Genomic DNA, 23,133 nt, shown 5'->3' on the forward strand with positions numbered 1-23,133 from the left:
GGGACCCAGTGACTTTCGCCCTTGCTTGAACGATTCCACCACCGGATGGGTCACGTCGGCAGCGAAAAGCAAAGGCACTGGACCCCAGCCTTCGCTGGGGTGACGAATCAGGAGGCGTTTTCGCAGGGATGAACGGGGGAGCCGCGGGAAGACCTTTCCCGAGCGCCTCAGCCCCCCACCAGATCCTTGGCCATCACGATGGCATCCTCCCGCCCATCCTTGGCCGGGTAATACTTCGGACGGCGCCCGATCTCCTCGAAGCCCATCGACAGGTACAGCGTCTGCGCCACCGGATTGGACGGGCGCACTTCCAGGAACACGCGGGTGGCGCCGTTCCAGCGCGCGATGTCGAGCAGGCGCCGCATCAGGAAGCGGCCCAGCCCGAGGCCACGATGATCGGGCCCGACGCAGATGTTGAGCACGTGCGCCTCGCCGGCGGCGACCGACAGCACGCCGTAGCCGGCGATGACCCCATCCACCCACATCACCCAGCACGGATGACCGGCCTTCAGGCAATCCGAGAAGATGCCGGGGGTCCAGGGGAATTCGTAGGACACCGCCTCCATCGCCGCCACGTCCGGGACGTCCTCGCGGTGCATGGCGCGAAGCTCGGCATGGGGACGGGCCACGGCAACCATGGTCGCTACTCCGACGGCGCGGCCAGGGCGCGTCGCAGGCTTCGCAGCGCGTTCCACAGCCGGCGCTTGCCCGCGCCCGAGGCCAGCACGCTGGCCGGCTCGTCCGCCAGCACGATATGGGCCCGGCCGAGCACGGCCGCTGGCAATTCGCGCCCCAAGGCATGGGCCTGGGCCTCGCCCATCACCAGGTAGGCCCGCGCCTCTGGCGCCGCCGGCAACCTGCCGTCATTGACCTCGATCCGCGGCGCGCGGGCCACGACCGGGCCGCAGGCGACCAGGGCGCGTCCCAGCAAATCCAGCTCACGGGCCGAGCACCCGGCTGGCAGCACCACCACGCAGTCGCCGCTCAGCGCCATCTTCGGTTCTGCCGGCTCCGCCGTGGCCACTGCAGCCGGTGGCGCGGCCCGCCGCACCCATGGCGTCACGCCCATCGCGCGCAGTACACGCTCGCGATGGGCCGGCGAGGCTTGGGCGACCGCAACCATCACGCCACCCCGCGGCGCCGGCGATGGGTGGCGCGGCCCCACAAGGTCATCACCGGTCCGGACAACAGGTACAGGGAGAACACCACGAACAGCACGCGCGGCGGATCGACGAAGAACGGTACCAGGATCAGTACGCCCACGATGATCCACAGGAACGGCACCCGGCCATCGCCCATCGGCAACGACTTGAAGCTGTAGTAGCGGAAGCGGCTGACCATCAGCAGGCCAACCACCACGGCCATCACGGCAGTGAGGAAGCAGACCTCCTCGCCGACGATGCCGAACTTGTCCATGCTCCACACGAAGGACATGCACACGGCCGCCGCCGCCGGGCTGGCCAGCCCCTGGAAATAGCGCTTGTCGATGACGCCGACCTGGGTATTGAAGCGGGCCAGGCGCAGCGCGGCGCAGGCGGCATAGATGAAGGCCGCCGCCCAGCCGATCTTGCCCCAGGTGGGGCCGTAGTCCTTGAGCGTGGAGAGCGACCAGGTGTACATGACCAGGGACGGCGCCAGGCCGAAGCTGACCAGGTCCGACAGCGAGTCGTACTGGACGCCGAACTCGGTCTGGGTGTTGGTCAGGCGCGCCACCCGGCCGTCCATGCCGTCCAGCAATGCCGCCACGAACACCGCGATGGCCGCCGAGCTGAAGTCCCCCCCGATGCTCACCACGATCGCGTAGAAACCGGCGAACATGGCGCCGGTGGTAAACAGGTTCGGCAACAGGTAAATGCCCCGGTGGCGCGGCGGGCGGGCGGGTGTAGTCTCGCTCATGAAGCAATCCGTGACGGAATACGCGCAGTGTAAACCATCCTCCGCTTGAGTCCGGGCGGAGGGGGTGTTAACAAATGCGGACCCTGTCTCATGCCTCGGAGAACGCCCCAATGCGCCGTCTGCTGATCGCCACCGCTCTACTGATCGCCGCGCCCATGGTGGCGGCCCAGGCCTACAAGTGGACCGACGCCAATGGCACGGTGCACTACTCCGATGCGCCGCCGCCGCAGGGCACCAAGTACAACAAGGTCACCACCACCGGCACGGTGGAACCCCTGGCCGCACCGGCGCCCTCGGGCAACAGCAGCAGCGAAACGGCTTCGGCCAAGCCATCCCAGTCATCCCAGCCGGCGCAGCCCATGGCCGACACCCCGGAGAACCGCGCCAAGTTCTGCAGCAGCCTCAAGGGCAACCTCGACACCCTGAAGGGGTCCAGTCCCGTGGTGATGGAGCAGAACGGCCAGCAGAAGGTGATCGACGCCGACCAGCGCCAACAGCAGACCTCCACCGCCGAAGCCCAGTACAAGCAGTACTGCCCGGGCACCTGAGCCATCGCAAACCCACGTCGGCCCATCTGAAATTCCCGGATGGGCCCACTGCGGAGCCGGCGCTGCGGATGGCTATAATCGGCCTCTTTCACTCGCCGGATCCGCCACATGCGCCTCAGCCAATTCCACCTGGCCACCGTCAAGGAAGTCCCTGCCGACGCCGAAATCGCCAGCCATCAGCTGATGCTGCGCGCCGGCATGATCCGCAAGCTCGCCGCGGGCCTGTACACCTGGGCGCCGCTGGGCCTGCGCGTGCTGCGCAAGGTGGAATCCGTGGTGCGCGAGGAGATGGACCGCGCTGGCGCGGTCGAGCTGCTGATGCCGACCATCCAGCCCAAGGAGCTGTGGGAGGAAAGCGGCCGCTGGGCGAAGTTCGGCCCGCAGCTGCTGAAGATCAAGGATCGCAAGGAGCAGGAGTTCTGCTACGCGCCTACCGCCGAGGAAGTGATCACCGACTACGCGCGCAATGAGCTGAAGAGCTACAAGCAGCTGCCGGTGAACTTCTACCAGATCCAGACCAAATTCCGCGACGAGATCCGCCCGCGCTTCGGCGTGATGCGCGCGCGCGAGTTCCTGATGAAGGACGCTTACTCCTTCCATCTCACGCAGGAGTCGCTGGCCGGCACCTACGACGCGATGTACCAGGCGTACACGCGCATCTTCACCCGCCTGGGCCTGAAGTTCCGCGCCGTGGAAGCCGACACCGGCGCCATCGGCGGCAATGCCAGCCATGAGTTCCAGGTGCTGGCCGATTCGGGCGAGGACGCGCTGATCTTCTCCGACGGTTCCGACTATGCGGCCAACATCGAGAAGGCCGAGGCGCTGGCGCCGACCACTACGCGCCCTGCCCCGTCTGCCGAACTCACGCGCGTGGACACGCCCACGCAGAAGACCATCGAAGAGGTCGCCGCCTTCCTCAAGGTCACGCCGCAGCAGTGCGTGAAGACCATCCTGGTGCGTGGCGCCGAGGGCCTGGTGGCGCTGTGCGTGCGCGGCGACCATGAGGTCAACGAAGTGAAGGCCGGCAAGCTGGCGGGCATGCCCGGCGAGTCGGAACTGGCGAGCGAAGAGGAAATCCTCGCCGCGACCGGCGCGCGCCCCGGCTTCATCGGCCCGGCGGGGCTGCCCGCCGAGATCCTGGTCATCGTCGATCGCGATGCGGCCGTGCTGGCCGACTTCGTCTGCGGCGGCAATCTGGACGGCACGCACTACACCGGCGCCAACTGGGATCGTGACGCCCGCGTCACCCGCGTCGAGGACATCCGCAAGGTGGTCGCCGGCGATCCTTCGCCGGACGGCAAGGGCACGCTGCAGATCGCTCGCGGCATCGAGGTCGGCCACGTGTTCCAGCTCGGCAACAAGTACGCCGAGGCGCTCAAGGCCACCGTGCTGGACGAAAACGGCAAGGCCCAGGTGATGCTGATGGGCTGCTACGGCATCGGCGTCAGCCGCATCGTGGCCGCCGCCATCGAACAGCGCCACGACGACGCCGGCATCATCTGGCCGGAGCCGATGGCGCCGTGGCGCGTGGCCGTGTGCGTGATCAATCCCAAGAACTCGCCTGACATCGCCCAGGCCGCCGACGCGCTGTATGCCGAGCTCAAGCAGCGCGGCGTGGAAGTCGCGCTCGACGACCGCGGCCTGCGCCCGGGCGCCATGTTCGCCGACATGGAGCTGATTGGCATCCCGCACCGCGTGGTGGTCAGCGAACGCGGTCTTGCTGCCGGGACGCTGGAATATCGCGCCCGCCACGAGGCCGAAGCGCGCGCCATCACCCAGGACGAGCTGTTCGCCCTGCTCGGCTGACGGCGCCGGGATTGTCCCGGTGAAAACGGCCGCGAAAGCGGCCGTTTTCGTTTTTTGGGTCATGCGCCTTGCACTCCCGGACGGATTCACTTTTCCATCCGCGCTAATCGGCGCATTAGCCGGCAATAACCGCCGAATGTCTAATGCCTTTTATTCACTCCGGCAATGGTTTATTACACTTTGCATTATCTGGATGCATCGGTAAGAATCCAAAGACTTAACCGAAGCATTGCCTCAAGCAGCAATGCCGCTCATTCGCCAATTGCTCACCCCCGGGAGTTACTCATGGCCGTTGATATCAAGAATCTCAACCACAACCAGCTCAATGACCTGATCAGCAAGGCGCAGACTCGCCAGCAGGAATTGCGCAAGGAAAAGGTGGTCAAGCTGCGCGAGAAGATCCACGCGCTGATCAAGGCCGAGGGTTATACGTTCGAGGATATTTTCGGCCACGCCCGTGCCGCCAAGTCCCGCCGCGCCGGGACGACGGTCGCGCCGAAGTACCGCAATCCGGCCGATCCGGAACAGACCTGGTCTGGCCGCGGCAAGCGCCCGCGCTGGTTCAACGATGCACTGAAAGCCGGCAAGAAGGAAAAGGACCTGGCGATCTGATCGCCACCGGGGATCGCATTGACCAAAACGCCGGCCAAAGCCGGCGTTTTCCATTCCGGATAATGCCTGTCAGAGCGAACGGCGCGGAGCAATGAGCAAGTCGCCGAACAACAGCCCCGCCACCAGCGCAATCAACAGCGTCACCAGCAGGATGCCGGTATCCATGCCCAGCGTGGTGTCGCGCTCAAGCAGATAGGACATGCTGCGGAAACTCACGCTACCCGGCACCAGCAGGATGATCCCCGGCTCGCGGATGATCGCGCCCGGTCGGTGCACGAATCGCGCGTATAGGTTGGCCAGGCTGCCCAGCACCAACCCACCCAGGAACACGCCGAACGGCGCCGCTGGAATCCTTCCGGCCAGGGCGCCACCCCAGCGGGTCGCCAGGTAACCGAGCACCACCGCCGCCATGACCACCAGGTAGTCGCGCCGCGCGGCGCGGAAAGAAACGGCAAAGGCGATGGCGCCCACCAGCAGGGCCGGAAAGTCGGTCCAGGCCGGCAGCGGGGGCAGTGCGTAGTCGCGACCCTCGATGCCGAAGGCGCTGCACAGTTGAGTGGCCGCAACCGTGCCGAAGGTGAGCTTGATGAGCGTGGCGATGGCGCCACCCATGCGCGCGACGCCGGACACCAGGTGCTGGCTCGATATCTCGCGCACCGCCGTGGTCAGCGCCATACCCGGCATCAGCACGATCAGTCCTGCGAGTATCACCGACTTGATCGCCAACGGCACCAGGAACTCGCTGACCAGGATGGCGATGAAGGTGGCCACCAGTGCACTGATCGCCTCGCTCGCCACGGCCAGTCGCGGCCGCGTGGCGGACAGCACGGTGATGGTGCCGATGATGAGCCCTATCAGCGCCGTCGTGACCAGGTCCGCCCACGAGCTATGCAGAAGCAACGCCACCACGCTCGCCGCCGCCAAGCTGTAGCTCGCGATCACGCCAGCCTGGGCCCGACGTGTATCGGGACGCCCCAACTCCCGCAATCGCCGGAAGCCGTCGCGCAATTCGATGTCGCCGGCGATCACTTTGTCGGCAATCGCATCGGCCTCACACAAGCGAGCCAGGTTCACATCGCCCGGCGACAGGCGCATCACCTGGGTGACCTGCGCCACCTCCTCCTCGCCCTGGGTGCGATCGGTGAAGGAAATGATGATCGCCGTGGGGCTGGACCACACATCCGCCTGCAGCCCCAGCCGCTGCGCCGAGCCGCCGATCGCGCTTTCCAGGCGCGGCGCCGCCGTGCCGTATTGATGCAGGCGCCGGGCCAGCTCAAGCAAAAACGCTATGCGCGTATTGAGCGGCGCCAGCGCCAGCGGGGTAAGGACCGCGGCTTGATTCATCGCGCGCACGCTGGTGTGGAAGTGTCAGTCATGGTGGTCGAAGCGCAGTGTGGCCATCAGCATGACTGCTAGTAGAACTGATTTGGATGGCTGTTGTCAGGGGTGAGGATGGTAAGTGGGGTGAGCGCTTCAGGTTGCGGGTGTGGGAGTGGCGCACGGGATTGCGGTCGATGATGGGGTAGCCCTCGCGGATATCCGGCAGGACTGGAGCGCGCTGCTTCATGTTCTCTGTTCGGCATCTCTTCGTGATGCTGTCTGGTCATCGAAGGGGAGCTTCGCAGGCAAGTGCACAGCGCGCGGAATGCCCGCAGGGCGGGCCCGAACAGCCTCGTTGCCTCACGCTCCCACCCGTCATCCCAGCGAAAGTTGGGATCCAGTGACTTTGTCTCTTGGTTCTATGGTTGGCGTTCCCGCCAGCGTGCCGCCTACGCGGCGGGCGTTTCGATCGTCTGCCGACGCTCGAGTCACTTTTCTTTGCTGGCCCAAAGAAAAGTAACCCAAAGAAATGGCCTCAAGGGCTCGTAGCGATACGCGGGATACAAACCCGGCGGACTGGACCCAGCCGGATCGGTGACGTGCTACCTCACGGACAGCCGCTACCCCGCAACGCGCCATGGCGAAGAGGGAGCGCAGCGTTGCCCGACATACCAGCGCTGACGACTGAGGCCAGCCTGATTGGCGCCTTGCTACCTCACGGACAGCGGCTACACCGCGGGGCGCCGATGCGGAGAGGGCTTAAAGCCCGGGAACAGCGTTTGACGGTAAGGCCATGTGCGCGGAGCGCCTGCGAATGCACTGGAAAGTGCCGGTCGCGAGAGCGGGCCCTCACCGCCATAAAGGTGGCAATGCCCCAACCCTCTCTCTCACGGGTACTTCGTTCGGGTCGCCTGAAGGCGAGAGGGAGCAAAGAGCGCTGCGAAGTGAGATGGCACAGGGGCAATACTGCCTTGAGTCCTCACTACGACGCCGCCCCGCGGCGTAGCCGCTGTCCGTGAGGTAGCACGCGACGAATTCGGCTTGCCGTAATCGTCGCGGCTTGTATGCCGTGCAGCGCTGCGCCCCCTCTCCGCGACGGCGCGTTGCGGGGTAGCCGCGGTCCCTGAGGTAGCACGAAGCCGATCCGGCTGGCCGCAGTCGGCCAGGCTTGTATTCCACATATCGCTACGAGCCTTTAAGGCCATTTTCTTTGGGTTACTTTTCTTTTGGGCCAGCAAAAGAAAAGTGACTCGAGCGCCGGCAGGCGATCGAAACGCCCGCCGCGCAGGCGGCAAGCTGGCGGGGACGCCAAACATACAACCAAGAGCCAAAGTCACTGGATCCCAGCATTCGCTGGGATGACCGGTGTGGGAGCGTGAGGCAAGAATGCGCTTCGGGGCCGCCCTGCGGGCGCTTTCAGCGCTTCGCGCCCCGTCCTGCTTGACCACCCTTCAGCTGTTGAAACGCGCCTAGCAAGGATGACGTGTTTGGCCAGCGCGCGGCAGGAGTGACCTTTCGGAACCCCTGATGCTCGCCACGCCGCTCCTACTCCACCTCCCTCACCAACAACGTCGTCCCATCCACCCCCACGACCTCCACCATGCTCCCCACCGGCAGATCCGGTCCGCGCACCAGCCACAGGCTGTCGCCGACCTTCGCCTTGCCGCGTCCGTTGACGATCGCCTCGGCCAGTACGTAACGGTGGCCGATCTTCTGTTCGCCGCGTCGGTTGAGCGTGGCGTCGCCCGGCTCGTCACGCGCCAGGCGCGGACGCAGGCCGTACCAGTAGGCGGCGCAGGACAGGAAGGTGAATGCGGCGAACACCAGTGCCTGGCTCAACATCGACAGGCCTGGCGCGACCAGCATCACCAACCCGGTGGCGCCGGCGGCGATGCCGACCCACAGCATGAAGTAGCCCGGAAGGATTACCTCCAGGGCGATCAGCACCAGGGCGATGATCCACCACATGTAGTGCAGCGCGAAGTCTTCCATCGTGCTGCTCCGTCAGCCCATCGGAGGCGGCACGCGGCGCCCCGTGTCGCTGGCCTGGCTCTGCTGGCCCAGCGACTCCTTGGCCAGCTCGGCGATGCCCGCCAATGAACCAAGGATGCCGGTCGCTTCCATGGGCAACAGCAGCATCTTCTGGTTGGGCGACCGCGCCATTTCCTTCAGCGCCTCGACGTACTTGTTGGCGACGAAGTAGTTGAGCGCGTTGACGTTGCCGCTTGCGATCGCGTCGGACACCATCTTGGTCGCCTGCGCCTCGGCCTCGGCCAGGCGGATGCGTGCCTCGGCCTCGCGGAAGGCGGCCTCCTTCTTGCCTTCGGCGGCGAGGATCGCCGACTGCTTCTCGCCATCGGCCTTGAGCACGGCGGCCTGCCGGAAGCCTTCAGCCTCCAACACGTTCGCGCGCTTCTCACGCTCGGCCTTCATCTGGCGCGCCATCGAATCGACCAGGTCGCGCGGCGGCGCGATGTCCTTGATCTCGATGCGGTTGACCTTCACGCCCCACGGGTGGGTGGCCTCGTCGACCACGGTGAGCAGCTTGGCGTTGATCGCATCGCGCTGGCTCAAAGATTCATCGAGGTCCATCGAACCGAGCACGGTGCGGATGTTGGTCATCACCAGCGCCAGCGCGGCCTGCTCGAGGTTGGCGACCTCATAGGCGGCCTTGGCGGCGTCCAGCACCTGGTAGAACACCACGCCGTCCACCCGCACGACCGCGTTGTCCTTGGTGATGACGTCCTGTGAGGGCACGTCGAGCACCTGCTCCATCATGTTCATCTTGCGTCCGATGCCGTAGATGAACGGCACCAGGAAATGCAGGCCCGGGCTCAGCGTGCGGGTGTAGCGACCGAAGCGTTCCACGGTCCACTCGTAACCCTGCGGCACGATGCGCACCAGCCTGGCGAGCACGATGACGACGACCACAACCACCAACAACGCCAACAGCTGACCCATTGCCGATCCCCCGCGTCCATGAAAGATGCCCGGAGTATAGGCGAGCGCCGTGGCCGCCGGGCGTCAGGCTATCTCGGTCCCAGCGGCAGCAGCAGGCTGACACGCAACCCGCCTTCCTCGCGGTTGGCCAGGGCGATGCGCCCGCCGTGCGCCTCGACGATTTCGCGCGCGAGCGCCAGGCCCAGGCCGGTGCCCGAGCGCTTGGTCGAGTAGAACGGCAGCAACGCCTGGGCGAGCACGGTTTCACTCATGCCGGGGCCACGGTCGGCCACCTCGATGCGCAGATCGCGCCCGATCACCGCGAGGGACAGGGACACCTCGTCGTCCGCACTGCCGGACTCGTGGGCGTTCTTCACCAGGTTGATCAGCACCTGTTCGATCTGCCCGGCGTCGAACCAGCCCGGTTGCTCGGGCAAGGCCCCGCGCAGCTTGAACTTGCAGTGCAGCGACAGGCTTTCGAGGAAGGGCTGCCAGGCGATCGATATCGGTTGCGGCGCCGGCAACTTGGCGAAGCTCGCATACCCGGCGATGAAGCTGTGCAGGTGTTTGGCGCGCTCGCCGATGGTGGCGAACACGCCCGGCAAGCGGCTGACATCGCCGCGACGGGCCAACTCAGCCCCGGAATGCGCGAGCGAGGAAATCGGCGCCAGCGAATTGTTGAGCTCGTGGCTGATCACGCGTATCACCCGTTTCCAGGTGGACACTTCCTGGCGCGACAGCTCGCGCGTCATGCGCCGGAACAGCTGCAGCCGGTGTGGACGTCCCTGCAGGCGGAAGTTGCGCTGGGACAGGTGGAAGGTTTCCTCGCTGCCGTCCATTTCCACCGTCAGCAGCGCGTCCTCGCCGCTTTCCACCGCGCGACGCAGCGCTTCGGGACTGTCGCTGAGCAATTCGACGAAGTTCAATCCGTGTAGCGTGCGCCCCTCGTTGAACAGGTGCCGGGCCGCGATATTGGCGTAGGTGACGCGCCCGCCGGCATCGGTGAGCACGAGCGCCACCGGCGTGTTCTGCACCACCGTATCCAGCAGCAACTCGCGCTGGGCTAGATTCTGCCGCTGGTCACGCAAGGTGTGCCCCAGCGTGTTGTGCATGCGGATCAGCTGGCCGAGTTCGTCGCGGCGGTTGGAGGCGATGGAAAAGCTGAAATCGCCGTCGCGATAGCTGGCCACGGCGCCTTCCAACGCGCGCAACAACTTGGTGACGGGCGACATCACGCGATGCCCCAGCCAGATCGACAACGGCAGCAGGAACGCCACGGAGATCAGCAGGCCGCCGTAGAAACTGAAATGCGCCGGGGCGCCCAGGTCGATGCCAAGGTCGTGGTGCATCCATACCAGCAGTTGCGGCAACGGCCACTGCGTGACGCCGGCGAACACCAGCGCGCCAGCCAGCCCGGCCAGGCCCAGCAGAAGCACCATGCGGGCCTCGAGCGAACTCAGGCCACGCAGCATCGGCCAACCCTCCCTGTCCACGCCGGCTTCAATGACACGCGCCACTCGCCATCGGTATGCAGTTCACATGTGGCCCATGGCCGTTGTTGATGATCACGCGGATCGGCCCCTGATCGGGCGGAAAGTTGTCTTTCGGCGGCTGGTTGCTGAAGTTGAAACGTTGGGCGTCCCTGGTGGCCGCGCTCAGCGAGCTGCGGTAGGCGCCATCGCTGCTGCTGGCCGGCGCAGGCGCGGCGTTCCAGCTGTCGTTGGGCCGCGCCGCGTCCTGCGCGGCGGCGCTGGCGCACAGCAGTGCAGTGACGTACAGCAGGTGGCGACAGCGCATGAGAGACTCCATCGGCACGACGGGCATCATCCTCGCCCTCGGACGTGGGAGCAATTGCCCACGCCAACCGGTTCATCCGTTGGCCTGCGCCAGGCCGTAACGCTCCATGCGACGGTACAGCGCCTGGCGCGACAGTCCGAGCGCCGAGGCGGCGCGGCTGACCACGCCGCCGGCCTTCTCCAGCGCCGCTTCCACCGTCTCGCGGCTGGGTTCGTCCAGGTTGCGTACCGCCGAGACCGCTCCCTGCGGAAGGTTGAGCTGTTCGGGCGTGATGCGACCGTCCGCCGCCAGCAGCGCCGCGCGTTCGATCGCATTCTTCAGTTCGCGCACGTTGCCCGGCCACGGATAGGACAGCAGCGCCTCACGCGCGGCGTCGGTCAATTCGGCGCGACCGTCCAGGAAATGTTCGGCCAGCGGCAGGATGTCATCGGTGCGCTCGGACAACGCCGGCAGGTTCACCTCGATCACGTTGAGGCGGTAGTACAGATCCTCGCGGAAGCTGCCTGCGCGGATCATGGCCTTGAGGTCCGCATTGGTCGCGCTGAGCACGCGCACCTTCACATGGCGGGTGCGGCCCGAGCCCAGCCGCTCGAACTGCCCGGTCTCCAGCACGCGCAGCAGCTTCACCTGGCCCGACAGCGGCAGGTTGCCGATCTCGTCCAGGAAAAGCGTGCCGCCGTCGGCCATTTCGAATCGGCCTTCGCGCGCCTTGTTGGCGCCGGTATAGGCGCCGGCCTCGGCGCCGAACAGCTCGGCCTCGATCAGCTCACCAGGCAACGCGCCGCAGTTGACCGCGATGAACGAGCCGCGCCTGGCTCCGGAGTTGGCATGCACGATGGCGGCGATGCGTTCCTTGCCGGCGCCGTTGGGGCCGGTGATCAGCACCGGCACGTCCGAGCGCGCCACCTGGCAGGCCAGCTCCAGCGTGCGCGCCATCGCATCGGAAGCGAACACGAGTCCATCGAGTTCGTAGCGGCGCTGCAGGTCCTCGCGGCGCTTGCGCCGCTCGTTGCGGGCGCGCGTGACCTCGCGGGTGGATTCGGACAGCTCCAGCAGGTTCTCCACCGTCGCCAGCAGCTTGGCGTCGTCCCAGGGTTTGGCGAGATAGTCGGCGGCGCCAGCCTTGACCAGCTCCACAGCGGTTTCCAGATGGGTCCATGCAGTGAGAAGGATCACCGGCAGGTCGGTATGGCGCTGGCGGATGGCCCGGAACAGGTTGATGCCTTCCTCGCCGGAGGTGGTGTCGGCGGTGAAGTTCATGTCCTGGATCACCACGTCGATCCGCTCGCTCTCCAGCAGCGCCAGGCCCTCCTCGGGCGTCAGCGCGGTCAGCGGACGGATTTCATGCAGCGAAAGCGCGAGGGACAGCGCCTCGCCCACGGCCGGGTTATCGTCAATGATCAGTACGGTTCGCATTCGTCGCTTGCACATGTAGACGTGGATGCAGCTCCACGCCAAAAGGTTGACACGGTTCGCGTCATTCGTCGCGAACCACTCCGTATGACTTCAGTGGGCCTTAGTCGCAGGTGGTGGTGACGGCGGGGAAACGGGTGCAGCGCCCGCTACCAGTTCGTGGGCGCCAGCGGCCAGTTGGATGGTCTGCTCGGTGTCGCCGCGGCGCACCGTAAGCGGAATCGGCGCATCCCCCGATGCGCCCAGACGCCCCAGCAACTCGGCCACGTTATGCGTCGGCTCGCCCCGGATCGCAAGGATGCGGTCGCCCTTGGCCAGGCCCCAAAGCGACTCCGGCTCCAGCGCCACCACGTCCACGCCATCCTTGCCCTTGCTGGTAACCAGATGCAGGCGGCGTCCCTCGCTACTCCAGCGCAGGCTGTTGTCGCTCTGGAATACCAGGTGGCCCGGTACAGCATTGGCCGGCCCCGGCGACGCGGCGGAAGGCGCAGCGGGCTGGTGCATGGCCACCAGCGTCCGCGCCTCACTGGCCAGCAGCATGCCGAGCTCGACGCCGGCGTGGCGCACTACCAGCGGCAGGGGCGTCTCGCCGTGGACGCGCAGCGCAGTCAGTAAGCCGGCCACATCAGTCACCGGACGACCGTCCGCCTGCACGATGGTGTCACCCTCGGTCAGGCCCCACAGGCCGGCCGGAGTGACGCCCAGCACATCCACCCCACCCCGCTTGTCGACGGCCAGGTGCAGGTATCGCCCGTCGTCATGCCAACGCAACGTGCTGTCGGACTGGTAGACCCAATGTCCCGCCGACGCCGCCACCGGCAGCATTAGCAGCGCAGACATCAGCCATGTCCTTGTCCTTCCCTTCATGCATCCCTCCGCAAGGCGCGCCGCGCAATGGCGGCGCGCCCCGTTTCTCACGACTTCGGATGCACCGGCGCCTTGCCGGACTTCACCGCGGCGATCCAAGCGTCAGTACGCGCTTCCAGCACGTCGAGCGGCAGCGCGCCGCTGCCCAGGATCTCATCGTGGAAGGAGCGGATGTCGAACTTGTCGCCCAGCTCCTTCTTCGCGCGCTCACGCAGCTCCAGGATCTTCAGCTGGCCCATCTTGTAGGCCAGCGCCTGGCCCGGCCAGGTGATGTAGCGGTCGGTTTCCGCCTGCACATCCGGCTCGTCCTCGCTGGAATGGGCATGGAAGAAGTCCACCATCTGCTGGCGCGTCCAGCGCTTGTAGTGCACGCCGGTATCCAGCACCAGGCGGTCGGCGCGCAGCAATTCGTCGGACAGGCGGCCGTAGTCGGACAGCGGATCCTTGTAGAAGCCGATGTCCTTGCCCAGGCGCTCGGCGTACAGCGCCCAGCCCTCGATGTAGGCGTTGTAGCCGGCCTGCTGGCGGAACGGCGGCAGGTCGGGCAGCGTCTGCGCGATCGAGATCTGCATGTGATGGCCCGGCACGCCCTCGTGATAGGCGGTGGACTCGATGGTCAGGATGCTGCGGTTGGCGTAGTCACCGGTGTTGACGAACACCTTGCCCGGACGCGAGCCATCCGGCGTGCCCTGCTGGTATTCGGCGGCGGCGGCTTCCTTCTCGCGGAACGGCTCCACCGGCACCACGATCACCTGGGTCTTGGGCAGCAGGCCGAACAGCTTGGGCAGCTGCGGCTCCATGCCGGCGATATAGCCACGGTAGCGGTTGAGGATGTCCTCGCGCGAGGTCGCGCGGGTCTTGGGGTTGTCCCTCAGCGAGGCGCGGAACTTGGCCAGGTCGTCGAAGCCCTGCGACTTGGCGATCACCGTCATCTCGCCCTCGATGCGCTTGACCTCGGACAGGCCGAGCTCGTGGATGCGCGCCGGGGTCTCCTTGGTCGTGGTCATCTGCTCGACCTGGAAGCGGTAGATCGCCTCGCCATTGGGCAGCGACCACACGCCGGGCTCGGTGCGGCCCGCCGGCGCGTATTCCTTGGCGACGAACTCGCCGAGCTTGCTGTACGCCGGGCGCACCTGCTGGTCGATCGCAGCCAGGATGGCGTCATGCAGGCGCTTCTGGTCGGCCGCGGAAACCGTCTTGGGGAAATGCTTGAGCGGCTCGGCGAACACGCTGTCCATGCCAGTCGGCTTGCCGATGCTGTCGATCTGCGTGACGACCTTCTCGAGGATGTACTTCGGCGGCATCATGCCGTTCTTCTTGCCTTGCCGCGCCAGCTCGATGACCTGGTCGAACAGCGTCGGCACCGCCTTCAGGCGCGTCAGGTAGTCCTCGTATTCCTTGGTGTTGTCGAACGGGATGGAGCTGATGAAGCCGGCCAGGCGGATATGCGCGCCGCTCATCTGTTCCAGCGGCATCTGGTCGACCTTCAGCTCGTGCGCCTGGATCGCCTGCTGCAGCTGGCGGACCATCAGCTGCTGGTTGAGCTTGTCATCGTCGGAGAAACCGGTGGTGTCGATCGCCTGGAAGCGGCGCAGGAAGTCCTTGTCCTTGGCGAACTCGGCCTCGGCCGCCGCCGGCGAGGCGTCGCTCCAGCGATTGTTGAAACGAAGGTCGCCCAGGATCGTGGCGAATTCGGGCTGGACCTCCAGGTTGTGCTCCCACTGCTCGGCCAGCAGCGTATTGAGCGCCTTCACGCGCGTGGCCACATCCGACGTGGCGGCATGCACCGAAGCCACCGACGCCAACGACATCATCAATCCCGCCAGCACCATCCGCGGTCCGATCTTCATGGGAACACCCCTCCATTGGAATTGCCCCTATTCTCCACCGGAAACGGGCGGGCCACCCGTGCCGGAGCGCACGCCCCAAGTCACCAGGATCGCAAGATCCCACGCGCGCACAATCGAAATCAACGCTGCTGGCGATCACACCGACCGCGTCGCCACCACCGGCGGCACCGCCGCTGCCCGCATGGCCGGTCCCAGCACCGCGAGCTGGCCGATGGTCCACAGCAGCAGGGCGCCGACCGGGAAGTAGATCGCCGGCAGCCGCGGCAACTCGTAATGCGTCATCAGCAGCAGGTTGATGCCGTAGGCCAGCACCATGCCCAGTGCGATGCCGATGGTGGCGAGCAGGAAGTTCTCGGTCTGGAAATAGTTGAGGATGTTGCGCCGCGTGGCGCCCAGTGCGCGGCGCACGCCGATCTGCCGGCGCCGCTGCGCCACCCAGAAGCTGCCGAGGCCGACGATGCCCAGCGAGGTCACCACCAGCAGGGCGACGCACACGCCGATCAGCAGGCCTGCCATGGCCCGGTCGTTCTGGAAGAAGTCGTAACGCAAGTCGTCGAAGCTGTGCTTCTTGAGCACCACCCGATGCGGGTTGATCTCCTTGAGCTTGGCAAGTGCTGCCGCCAGCACGCGCTCGTTGTTCTGTGGCGAGGCCGTGCGTAACACGTACTCACCACGGTACTCACGCATGGGCAGGACCAGGCTGTAGCTCCTGGCGTTGTCGTCCCAGATCGACGGGCGAACCAGCTCCTTCACCACGCCCACCACGGTTATCGGGAAATCGGCCAGATAAAACTGTTTGCCCAACGCCGACTGTCCCGGCCACATCCGCTGCGCCATGCTCTCGGTAATCACCACGGCATGCGGCAAGGACTTCATGTCCTTGGCCGCCGCCGCCCGCACGACGTCATCGAAATCCACGAATTCGTCCGACTGCAGATCGCGGCCAGCCACCAGCTGCGCCCCGAACGCCCGGCGCAGGTTTTCGCCCGAATACAAGGTGGCGTTGAGCGTGGGCTGGTTCTGCTTGAGGTCGAGCTTGATGCCGCTGTTGGAGGAGGAGCGACCGAACGGCACCTCGTTCACCGAGGCGACATCCACCACGCCGGGGATTTGCCGCAACGCGGCGAGGTCTTCCAGCATCCGCGCCTTCTGGTCCTTGGTTACGCCGATGTCCGCCAGTTCGATGTGCAGCAGGCGGTGTTCGTCCACGCCGCTCTGCATGTTCATGCGATCGAGGCGCTGGTTGATGATGAACACCGCGTTGCACACGATGGCGCAGGTCAGCGCAATCTCGATGATCACCAGGAACGCGGTGATCTTGTGGCGGCGCAGGGTCGAAAGAATGGGCAGGATGTCCATGATTCAGGTCCTCTTCCTCACTGGCTCTTCAGTTGCAGCGCCGGGGCGATCTGGCAGGCGCGCCATGCCGGCAGCAGGCCTGCCAGCAGCGTGGCGCCGATGGCGAGCACGAACGTGGCCAGCAGCATTGTCGGGTCCAGGTGCGCCAGCGATGCATAGTCGGACGGTTGTCGCCGCACCAGCCACAGGCCACCGAAGGCCAGCAGCAGGCCACCCAGGCCGCCGGCGAGACCGATCACCGCCGACTCGACCATCAGCTGGGCGAACACTTCCCGCTTGGACGCGCCCAGCGCGCGGCGCACGCCAAGTTCACCGGCGCGACGCAGGAATTTCGCCAGCATGAGGCCGATCGTGTTGACCAGGCACACCAGCAGGAAGCCGAACGCCAGCCAGGTCTGCAGGCGCACGTCGCCCGGCACCACCTTGTTGATGTCCATCCACTCCATCAGGCCCGGCAGGCCAACCTTCACCGGTCGCGCGAAGCGGCCGAGCGCTTTTTGCTCCTGCGAGTAATGCGTGAGGAATTCCCGGTAGGCCGCCACCTTGTCCGGGCTGTCCAGCTGCACCCAGAACTGCAGCCACACGCAGGGTTCGGTCTCGGCGTGCTCCTCGTCGCCGCCGCCGGTGCCCCAGCAGTCGGTCGAACCGTCGTGGTCAAGATGCGCGTCGCGCGAGGCGCCCAGCGGCACGAACACGTCCTCGGAGTTCGAATAGCGCCCCGTGTTCACGTCGTAGAAGTGCGGATTGGGTCGCCAGCTGTCCAGCACGCCGATCACGCGGAAGGCGGTGTCCTTCATGCGCAACGTCTGGCCGGTGCTGTCCTTGCCACCGAACAATTTGTCGTTCAGCGAACGCGTGATGACCACCACGCGCGCCCGGCTCTCATCATCCGACGGGTTCCAGCCATGCCCGTAGAGGAACGGCACCCTGAACATCGGAAAGAAGTCGCTCGTGGTGTAGCGCGCATCGCTGTAGAAGGGTTCGATGCCCGACTGCGCCGGCTGTATCGGCACCGCGCCGCCAGTCATCAGTGCCTGCCGGTCCGCGCGCCTGGCGTGCAGCAGGTTCATGCCGTCGATCCAGGTCACCTGTTCGGGCAGCGGCTTGGACGCGTCGTAGCCGTCCATATCGCGGGGATCGACCTGCGGGTAGAACAGCGAGCCGCTCACCCCGGGCAGAGGATCGCCGGACAACACATGCAGCACCGTGAGCGTCGTCATGCTGGCGCCGATGCCCAACGCGATGGCGACCACCATCAGCGCCGTGAGCACCTTGTTGCGCATGAGGCTGCGCATCGCCAAATCCAGGTAATAGCGGAACATCGATCCCCTCCTAGTCCTTGTTCCACACGGTCACACCGACCGCGTGGCCTCCACCGGCGACACGCGGGAGGCGCGCATCGCCGGCGCCAGCACCGCACCCTGCCCCAGCAACAGCAGGATCACCACGCCCATCAACAGGTACACCAGCGAGAGCCGGTGCAGCTCGAATCGCGTCACCAGCCAGAGGTTGATCGCCACCGCCAACAGCACGCCGAACAGCGCGCCGCCGCAGCTGATCAACAGGTTCTCGGTGAGGAAGTACTCCAGGATGTCCTGCCGGGTGGCGCCCAGCGCGCGGCGCACGCCAATCTGCTTGCGCCGCTGGCCCACCCAGAAACTGGTCAGGCCCACGATGCCGGCCGCGGTGATGGCCAGCAGGGTCACGCAGATCAGGCCCATCAGGATCGCCATGCCGCGATCCCGCTCGTAGGCCTTTGCACGCACTTCCTTGAAGCTGAGCACGCCATCCTCGTCGTTGATCACGCGACGCGGGTTGTGCGCGAACAGGGCCTTGGGCGCGGCGCGCATGGCGGCATCGAGCTGGCCTGGCTGCGTGCGCACGATGTAGAAGACACCGAGCGAGATGGCCAGGCGCTTGGGCACGATCACCGAGCGATAGGCAAACGACTGGGCCCAGCGATCCACGCTCTGCGCCTGCAGCAGATCCACCACGCCGACGATGGTGGTCGGCCCGCCCACCAGATAGATGGTCTTGCCCACCGCGTCGCCTGCGGGGAACAATTTGTCCGCCAACGCCTTGGTCACCATCACCACCGGCGGGCCGAGGCGGTCGCGCACGTTCATGGGCGTGATCTCCTCTGCGCGGAAATTGCGCCCGGCGATCAGCTTCAGACCCAGGGTATCGATGAACCGCTCATCGGCGAAGTAGATGGTGGCGCCGGTGGTGTCCTGCACCTGGTCAGCCGTCAGCTTGACGCCGTCGTCCCAGCCGCCGCCACGCAGCGGGTAGGAATTGCTCAGCGTCACGTCCTGCACGCCAGGCAGCGCGCGCAGCACGCCAAGGTCCTCGCGCATCTTGGCGTCCAGTTGTTCGGGGGTGGAGGCGCCCACCCACTCGTTCTGGATCACGAAGATGTTGGGCTCGTCCAGCCCGCTGGGCTCGGCCAGATGCGCCAGTCGCTGCTGGATGATGAACAGCGCATTGCACACGATGGCAAGCGTGAGCGCGATCTGCATCGCGATCAGGAAGGTGCCCGCCTTGTGGCGGCGCAGCGCGGAAAGAATCGGCTTGATCTGCACGGTTCGCGCCTCCCCTCAGTTGGATTTGAGCTGCCAGGCAGGCTGCACTTGCGCCGCCCGCCAGGTGGGATAGAAAGCCGCCAGCACCGTCGCCGTCACCGCCAGCAACAAAGTCAGCAACACCAACGCGAAGTCCAGGTGGGCCAGCTTGGCGATCTGCGGCTCGAACACCAGGCCGATACCGAGCATCCCGAGAGCGGTAAGCACCAGGCCGAGCAAACCGCCGGCCAGGCCGACCATGCCGGCCTCGGCCAGGAACTGGCGGTAGATGTCGGCGCGGGAAGCGCCCAGGGCGCGACGTACGCCGATCTCAGGCGCACGCCTCATGAACTTGGCCAGCAGCAGGCCGATCGTGTTGACCAGGCAGATCACCAGGAAGCCCAGCGCGAGCGACAGCGAAATGCGACTCTCCGGCGGCACCGCGTGCTCACTGTCCAGCCATGCCGGCACATCGCGCAGCCGGTTGTTGGGCGCCCAGTTGAATCGACCCGCACGACGCTGCTCCTGCGCGTACCCGTCGAGGAACTGGCGATAGGCCTGTACCTGTTCCGGCGTATCCAGTTCCACCCACGGACTGATCCATACGCATTCGCCGCGCAGCCAGCTGTCCCAGTCCTCGCCACGCTTGCCATCCATGCCGCAGTTGTTGTTCCCGTAGGAATCGATCTTCTGCGCCACCGCGTGGGTGAACGGGATGTACACCTGCGATGGCATGGCGTAGGCGTTGCCGCTGAACATGTCGAAGAAGCGCGGCTTGGGATCCCAGTTCTCGGTCACGCCCACGATGCGATACTGGCGATCGTCCAGGTTGATGCGTCGCCCCACGCTGTTCTCTCCGCCAAACAGTTTCTTGTTCAGCGAGCGACTGATCACCACCACTGCATCACGCGCGTCGTCCTCCTCGGCGCCCCAGCCGCTGCCGTACTGGAAAGGCACGTCGAACATGGTGAAAAAGTCGCCATAAGTGGCGTAGCCCAGCGCCTTGAACGGCATCTTGTGCGGGTCATCGGGCATCACAGACAAGCCCACCTGGAACAGCAGTGTCTGCCGGGGCGCCTTGTGGGCGCGCATCAGCGCCATGGCGTCGGTGTAATTGAGCGCATCCGGCGGCTCGCCGTGGTGGTTGTACTGCGGTCCGCGATTGTCGATCTGTGGCGCAAACAACTGTGCGGACTTCTCAGGGATCGGGTCGCCCGACACGGCGCGAAACACCGCGTAGGTCACCATCGACGCCGCCACGCCGACCCCGATCGACATGATCATCAACGTGGTCAGCAGCGGATTGCGCCGCAGGCTGGCCACGCCGAGTCGCAGGTTATGGACAAACATGCCGCTCATGAAATCCTCGTATCGCTCAGGGCATCCGACCCCATGGAAACTTCCAGACCCAGACTTCTCAGCTCGTCATCCCAGCGAAGGCTGCGACCCAGTGACGTTGCCTTCTCTGGCGCAAAAGTCACTGAACTCCCGCCCACGCGGGAATGACGGGCAATGCGGGGGCTTCCCTGCGCCACTGCATCGCCACGCCTCACACCGACCGCGTCGCCTCGACCGGTGACACGCGCGAGGCGCGCATCGCCGGCGCCAGCACCGCGCCCTGCCCCAGCAGCAGCAGGGCCAGCACGCCCGCCAGCACATACATCAGCGACAGCCTGGCCATCTCGAACTGCGTGACCAGCCAAAGGTTCATGCCCATCGCCAGCGCCGCGCCGACCACCACGCCACCGATGCCGATCAGCAGGTTCTCGGTAAGGAAGTAGCTGAGGATGTCGCGCCGGGTGGCGCCCAGCGCACGCCGCACGCCGATCTGCTTGCGACGCTGGCCCACCCAGAAGCTGGTGAGGCCAACGATGCCTGCCGCCGTGATGGCCAGCAGCACCAGGCACACCACGCCCATCAGGATGGCCATGCCGCGATCGGCCTTGTACGCATGCTCGCGAACCGCAGCGAACGTGCGCACGCCGCGTTCCGGCGGTATCACCCGCATGCGGTTGGCCTGGTACAGCGCCGCCGGCGCCGACTTCATCAACGCTTCAAGCTGACCCGGTTTGCTGCGTACCAGGAAGTTCGTGTAGTTGCCGCTGAGGCGGACCGGCTCGATGATCGAGTTTTCGTAGAAGGTGTCGGACCAGGAACCGTTCCACGGCACCTCCAGGCGCTCGACGATGCCGATGATCGTGCTGGGCTTCTTGGTGTCGCCGATGTAGATCGGCTTGCCCAGCGCGTGCCCATCCGTGAACAGTTTGTCCGCCAGCGCCTTGCTGACGATTACGACCGCGGGATCGCCCACTTCCTTCGGATCGGCCTCGCCGATTTCATCCGCCTGGAAATTGCGCCCGGCGATCAGGTGCGTGCCCATGGTCGGCAGCGTGTGCTCGTCGCTGAAATACAGCGTCGTATGCGCCTTGGGCTTCTTGTCCTCGGCGCCCACGCGCACGCCGGTCGACCAGCCGCCACCACGCAACGGATAGGAGTTGATCGACACGGCGTCCGCCACACCAGGCAATTGCCTCAATGCGACGAGATCGCCACGCATCATGGCGGCGGTGTCCTTGTCGTCCGCGCCGACGTAGCGGTTGCCGATCGCCATCAGGTTGCCTTCATCCAACCCGGTGGGTCGTGAGATGCGGTCGAGTCGCTCGTGGATGATGAACAGCGCGTTGCACACGATCGCCAGCGTCAGGGCGATCTGCAAGGCGATGAGGATGGTGCCCGCCTTGTGGCGTTTGAGGGCGGCGAGTATCGGCTTGATCTGCAGCATCATGGTCGTCGCCTCAGTTGGACTTCAGCTGCCAGGCCGGCTGCACTTGCGCCGCCCGCCAGGTGGGATAGAACGCCGCCACCACCGTGGACAGCACCGAAACCAGCAGGGTCAACAGCACCAGCGACGTGTCGAGCGTGGCGAGCTTGGCGATGTCCGGCTCGAATACCAGCGTCACGCCGAGCATGCCCAGGCCGGTGAGCAGCAGGCCGAGCACGCCGCCGGCCAGGCCGATGGCGCCGGCCTCGATCAGGAACTGCATGTAGATCTCCTTGCGCGAGGCGCCCAGCGCGCGGCGCACGCCGATCTCCGGCGCCCGCTTCATGAATTTGGCCAGCAGCAAACCGACGGTGTTGACCAGGCAGATCAACAGGAATCCGACCGAGACCAGCAGCGAGACCTTCGCCTCCTGCGGCACCACCTTCTGGTAGTCCAGCCACTCGGTGACGTTGCGCAGGCGCACGTTCGGCGCCCAGTGGAAGCGCCCGGCGCGCTGCTGCTCGGCCGAATAGCCGTTGAGGTACTGGCGGTAGGCCTCGGCGTCGGCCGTGCTGGGCAGTTCGGTCCAGTACTGCAGCCACACGCATTCCGAATGGATCCAGCTGTCCCAGCCCGGGCCCGGATCCTTGTTGCAGTTGTTGTTGCCGTTGCTGCCGATCTTCAGCTCCACCGCGCGTGTGAACGGGATGAACACTTCGCTGGCGTCGTCGAAGCCGTTGGTGTTCACCGGGTCGAAGAAGGTCGGTTCGGGCTTCCAGGTGTCGATCACGCCGGTGATGCGGTAGCTGCGGCCATTGAGGTTGATCTCGCGACCGACGCTGTTGGCGCCGTGGAACATCTTTTCGTTGAGTTCGCGGCCGATCACCGCCACGGCGGCGTGCGCTTCGTCGTCACCCGCAGTCCAGCCACCGCCGTACAGGAACGGGATGTCGAACATGGCAAACGTGTCCGCGTACCAGGCGTAACTGTTCTGGCGAAACGGCAGCATGCCCGGGTCTTGCGGCACCACCGACAGGTCGACCGGATACAGCACCGTCTGCCGCTTGCCACGGTGGTCGCGCATCAGGTTGATCGCGTCCGTGTAGCTCATCGCGCTGGGCGGCTCGCCCTTGTTCTGGGCTGCGTCTTCGGGGCCCCAGTTGTCGATCTGCGGGACAAACAGCTGCGAGGACTTGTGCGGGATCGGGTTGTTCGAGGTCGCACGGAACACCGAGTAGGTGGTCATCGACGCGGCCACTCCGCAACCGATCGCCATCACCATCAGCGCCGTCAACAGCGGATTCTTCCGCAGACTGCGCAGGCCAAGCTGTAGGTAGTAGGCAAACATGGGCATCCGTTCGGCGGTTGTGGAAGGCCTCCCGCGGCGGCGGGAGGTCCTGGCA

20 protein-coding genes are annotated in these 23,133 nt (G+C 65.8%); 3 read left to right on the top strand and 17 right to left on the bottom strand.

The features are described from left to right. Positions 1-167 precede the first annotated feature (167 nt). Genes rimI through pssA form a run of 3 tightly spaced genes read right to left on the bottom strand, consistent with a single transcriptional unit; the run spans position 168 to position 1,896 of the window. Entirely contained in the window at positions 168-638 is a 471-nt protein-coding gene (gene rimI, locus DVT68_RS05400) for a ribosomal protein S18-alanine N-acetyltransferase (RefSeq protein ID WP_114823971.1), read from the bottom strand. Positions 639-643: 5 nt separating this feature from the next. Next, entirely contained in the window at positions 644-1,123 is a 480-nt protein-coding gene (locus DVT68_RS05405) for a hypothetical protein (protein WP_114823972.1), read from the bottom strand. Further along, a complete protein-coding gene (pssA, locus tag DVT68_RS05410) occupies positions 1,123-1,896 on the bottom strand; it encodes a CDP-diacylglycerol--serine O-phosphatidyltransferase (RefSeq protein WP_114823973.1) in 774 nt (257 codons plus the stop codon). Before pssA ends, DVT68_RS05405 begins: the two co-directional genes overlap by 1 nt. Positions 1,897-2,006: 110 nt before the next feature. Here pssA and DVT68_RS05415 point away from each other — a divergent pair, with 110 nt between their 5' ends. The 3 genes from DVT68_RS05415 (at position 2,007) to DVT68_RS05425 (ending at position 4,862) form a co-directional block, all read left to right on the top strand. Then, positions 2,007-2,444, top strand: a complete 438-nt coding sequence (locus tag DVT68_RS05415; RefSeq protein ID WP_114823974.1) for a DUF4124 domain-containing protein — start codon at positions 2,007-2,009, stop codon at positions 2,442-2,444. Positions 2,445-2,552: 108 nt separating this feature from the next. Further along, on the top strand, positions 2,553-4,250 hold the full coding sequence (locus tag DVT68_RS05420; protein WP_114823975.1) for a proline--tRNA ligase: 1,698 nt from the start codon (positions 2,553-2,555) through the stop codon (positions 4,248-4,250). A 285-nt stretch (positions 4,251-4,535) separates the two neighbouring features. Beyond that, the gene (locus DVT68_RS05425; RefSeq protein ID WP_114823976.1) at positions 4,536-4,862 is read left to right on the top strand and encodes an H-NS histone family protein; all 327 of its coding nucleotides are present in this window, start codon (positions 4,536-4,538) and stop codon (positions 4,860-4,862) included. A 69-nt stretch (positions 4,863-4,931) separates the two neighbouring features. On the opposite strand, the gene DVT68_RS05430 is transcribed toward DVT68_RS05425, so the two are convergent. The 14 genes from DVT68_RS05430 to DVT68_RS05495 all read right to left on the bottom strand — a co-directional run bounded on the left by DVT68_RS05430 (position 4,932) and on the right by DVT68_RS05495 (position 23,078). Beyond that, on the bottom strand, positions 4,932-6,206 hold the full coding sequence (locus DVT68_RS05430; protein ID WP_114823977.1) for a threonine/serine exporter family protein: 1,275 nt from the start codon (positions 6,204-6,206) through the stop codon (positions 4,932-4,934). 1,521 nt (positions 6,207-7,727) lie between these two features. Then, positions 7,728-8,174, bottom strand: coding sequence for an NfeD family protein (locus DVT68_RS05435; protein ID WP_114823978.1), 447 nt, complete (start codon positions 8,172-8,174; stop codon positions 7,728-7,730). 12 nt (positions 8,175-8,186) lie between these two features. Then, on the bottom strand, positions 8,187-9,143 hold the full coding sequence (locus DVT68_RS05440; RefSeq protein WP_114823979.1) for an SPFH domain-containing protein: 957 nt from the start codon (positions 9,141-9,143) through the stop codon (positions 8,187-8,189). A 68-nt stretch (positions 9,144-9,211) separates the two neighbouring features. Next, on the bottom strand, positions 9,212-10,594 hold the full coding sequence (locus tag DVT68_RS05445) for a sensor histidine kinase (RefSeq protein ID WP_114823980.1): 1,383 nt from the start codon (positions 10,592-10,594) through the stop codon (positions 9,212-9,214). A gap of 28 nt (positions 10,595-10,622) precedes the next feature. Further along, a complete protein-coding gene (locus DVT68_RS05450) occupies positions 10,623-10,919 on the bottom strand; it encodes a hypothetical protein (protein WP_114823981.1) in 297 nt (98 codons plus the stop codon). Positions 10,920-10,991: 72 nt separating this feature from the next. Continuing rightward, the gene (locus tag DVT68_RS05455) at positions 10,992-12,335 is read right to left on the bottom strand and encodes a sigma-54-dependent transcriptional regulator (RefSeq protein WP_114823982.1); all 1,344 of its coding nucleotides are present in this window, start codon (positions 12,333-12,335) and stop codon (positions 10,992-10,994) included. A 90-nt stretch (positions 12,336-12,425) separates the two neighbouring features. Beyond that, entirely contained in the window at positions 12,426-13,172 is a 747-nt protein-coding gene (locus tag DVT68_RS05460; protein ID WP_147281668.1) for a Do family serine endopeptidase, read from the bottom strand. A 74-nt stretch (positions 13,173-13,246) separates the two neighbouring features. Then, positions 13,247-15,049 carry a DUF885 domain-containing protein gene (locus DVT68_RS05465; RefSeq protein WP_114823984.1) on the bottom strand — a complete coding sequence of 601 codons (1,803 nt, stop codon included), beginning with the start codon at positions 15,047-15,049 and terminating at the stop codon, positions 13,247-13,249. Positions 15,050-15,184: 135 nt separating this feature from the next. Next, positions 15,185-16,408: an ABC transporter permease gene (locus DVT68_RS05470; RefSeq protein ID WP_114823985.1), complete on the bottom strand. Its 1,224-nt coding sequence runs from the start codon at positions 16,406-16,408 to the stop codon at positions 15,185-15,187. Between the two features lie 17 nt (positions 16,409-16,425). Next, entirely contained in the window at positions 16,426-17,730 is a 1,305-nt protein-coding gene (locus DVT68_RS05475; RefSeq protein WP_114823986.1) for an ABC transporter permease, read from the bottom strand. Between the two features lie 30 nt (positions 17,731-17,760). Then, a complete protein-coding gene (locus DVT68_RS05480; RefSeq protein ID WP_233523352.1) occupies positions 17,761-18,990 on the bottom strand; it encodes an ABC transporter permease in 1,230 nt (409 codons plus the stop codon). Positions 18,991-19,005: 15 nt separating this feature from the next. After that, positions 19,006-20,319 (bottom strand): ABC transporter permease, encoded by a 1,314-nt coding sequence (locus DVT68_RS05485; protein ID WP_114824407.1) that lies wholly within the window; start codon positions 20,317-20,319, stop codon positions 19,006-19,008. A 199-nt stretch (positions 20,320-20,518) separates the two neighbouring features. After that, positions 20,519-21,754: an ABC transporter permease gene (locus tag DVT68_RS05490; protein WP_114823987.1), complete on the bottom strand. Its 1,236-nt coding sequence runs from the start codon at positions 21,752-21,754 to the stop codon at positions 20,519-20,521. A gap of 10 nt (positions 21,755-21,764) precedes the next feature. Continuing rightward, positions 21,765-23,078 carry an ABC transporter permease gene (locus DVT68_RS05495; protein ID WP_114824408.1) on the bottom strand — a complete coding sequence of 438 codons (1,314 nt, stop codon included), beginning with the start codon at positions 23,076-23,078 and terminating at the stop codon, positions 21,765-21,767. Between the last annotated feature and the right edge of the window lie 55 nt (positions 23,079-23,133).

The sequence above is a fragment of the Dyella solisilvae genome, from assembly GCF_003351225.1.
Taxonomy (GTDB): domain Bacteria; phylum Pseudomonadota; class Gammaproteobacteria; order Xanthomonadales; family Rhodanobacteraceae; genus Dyella; species Dyella solisilvae.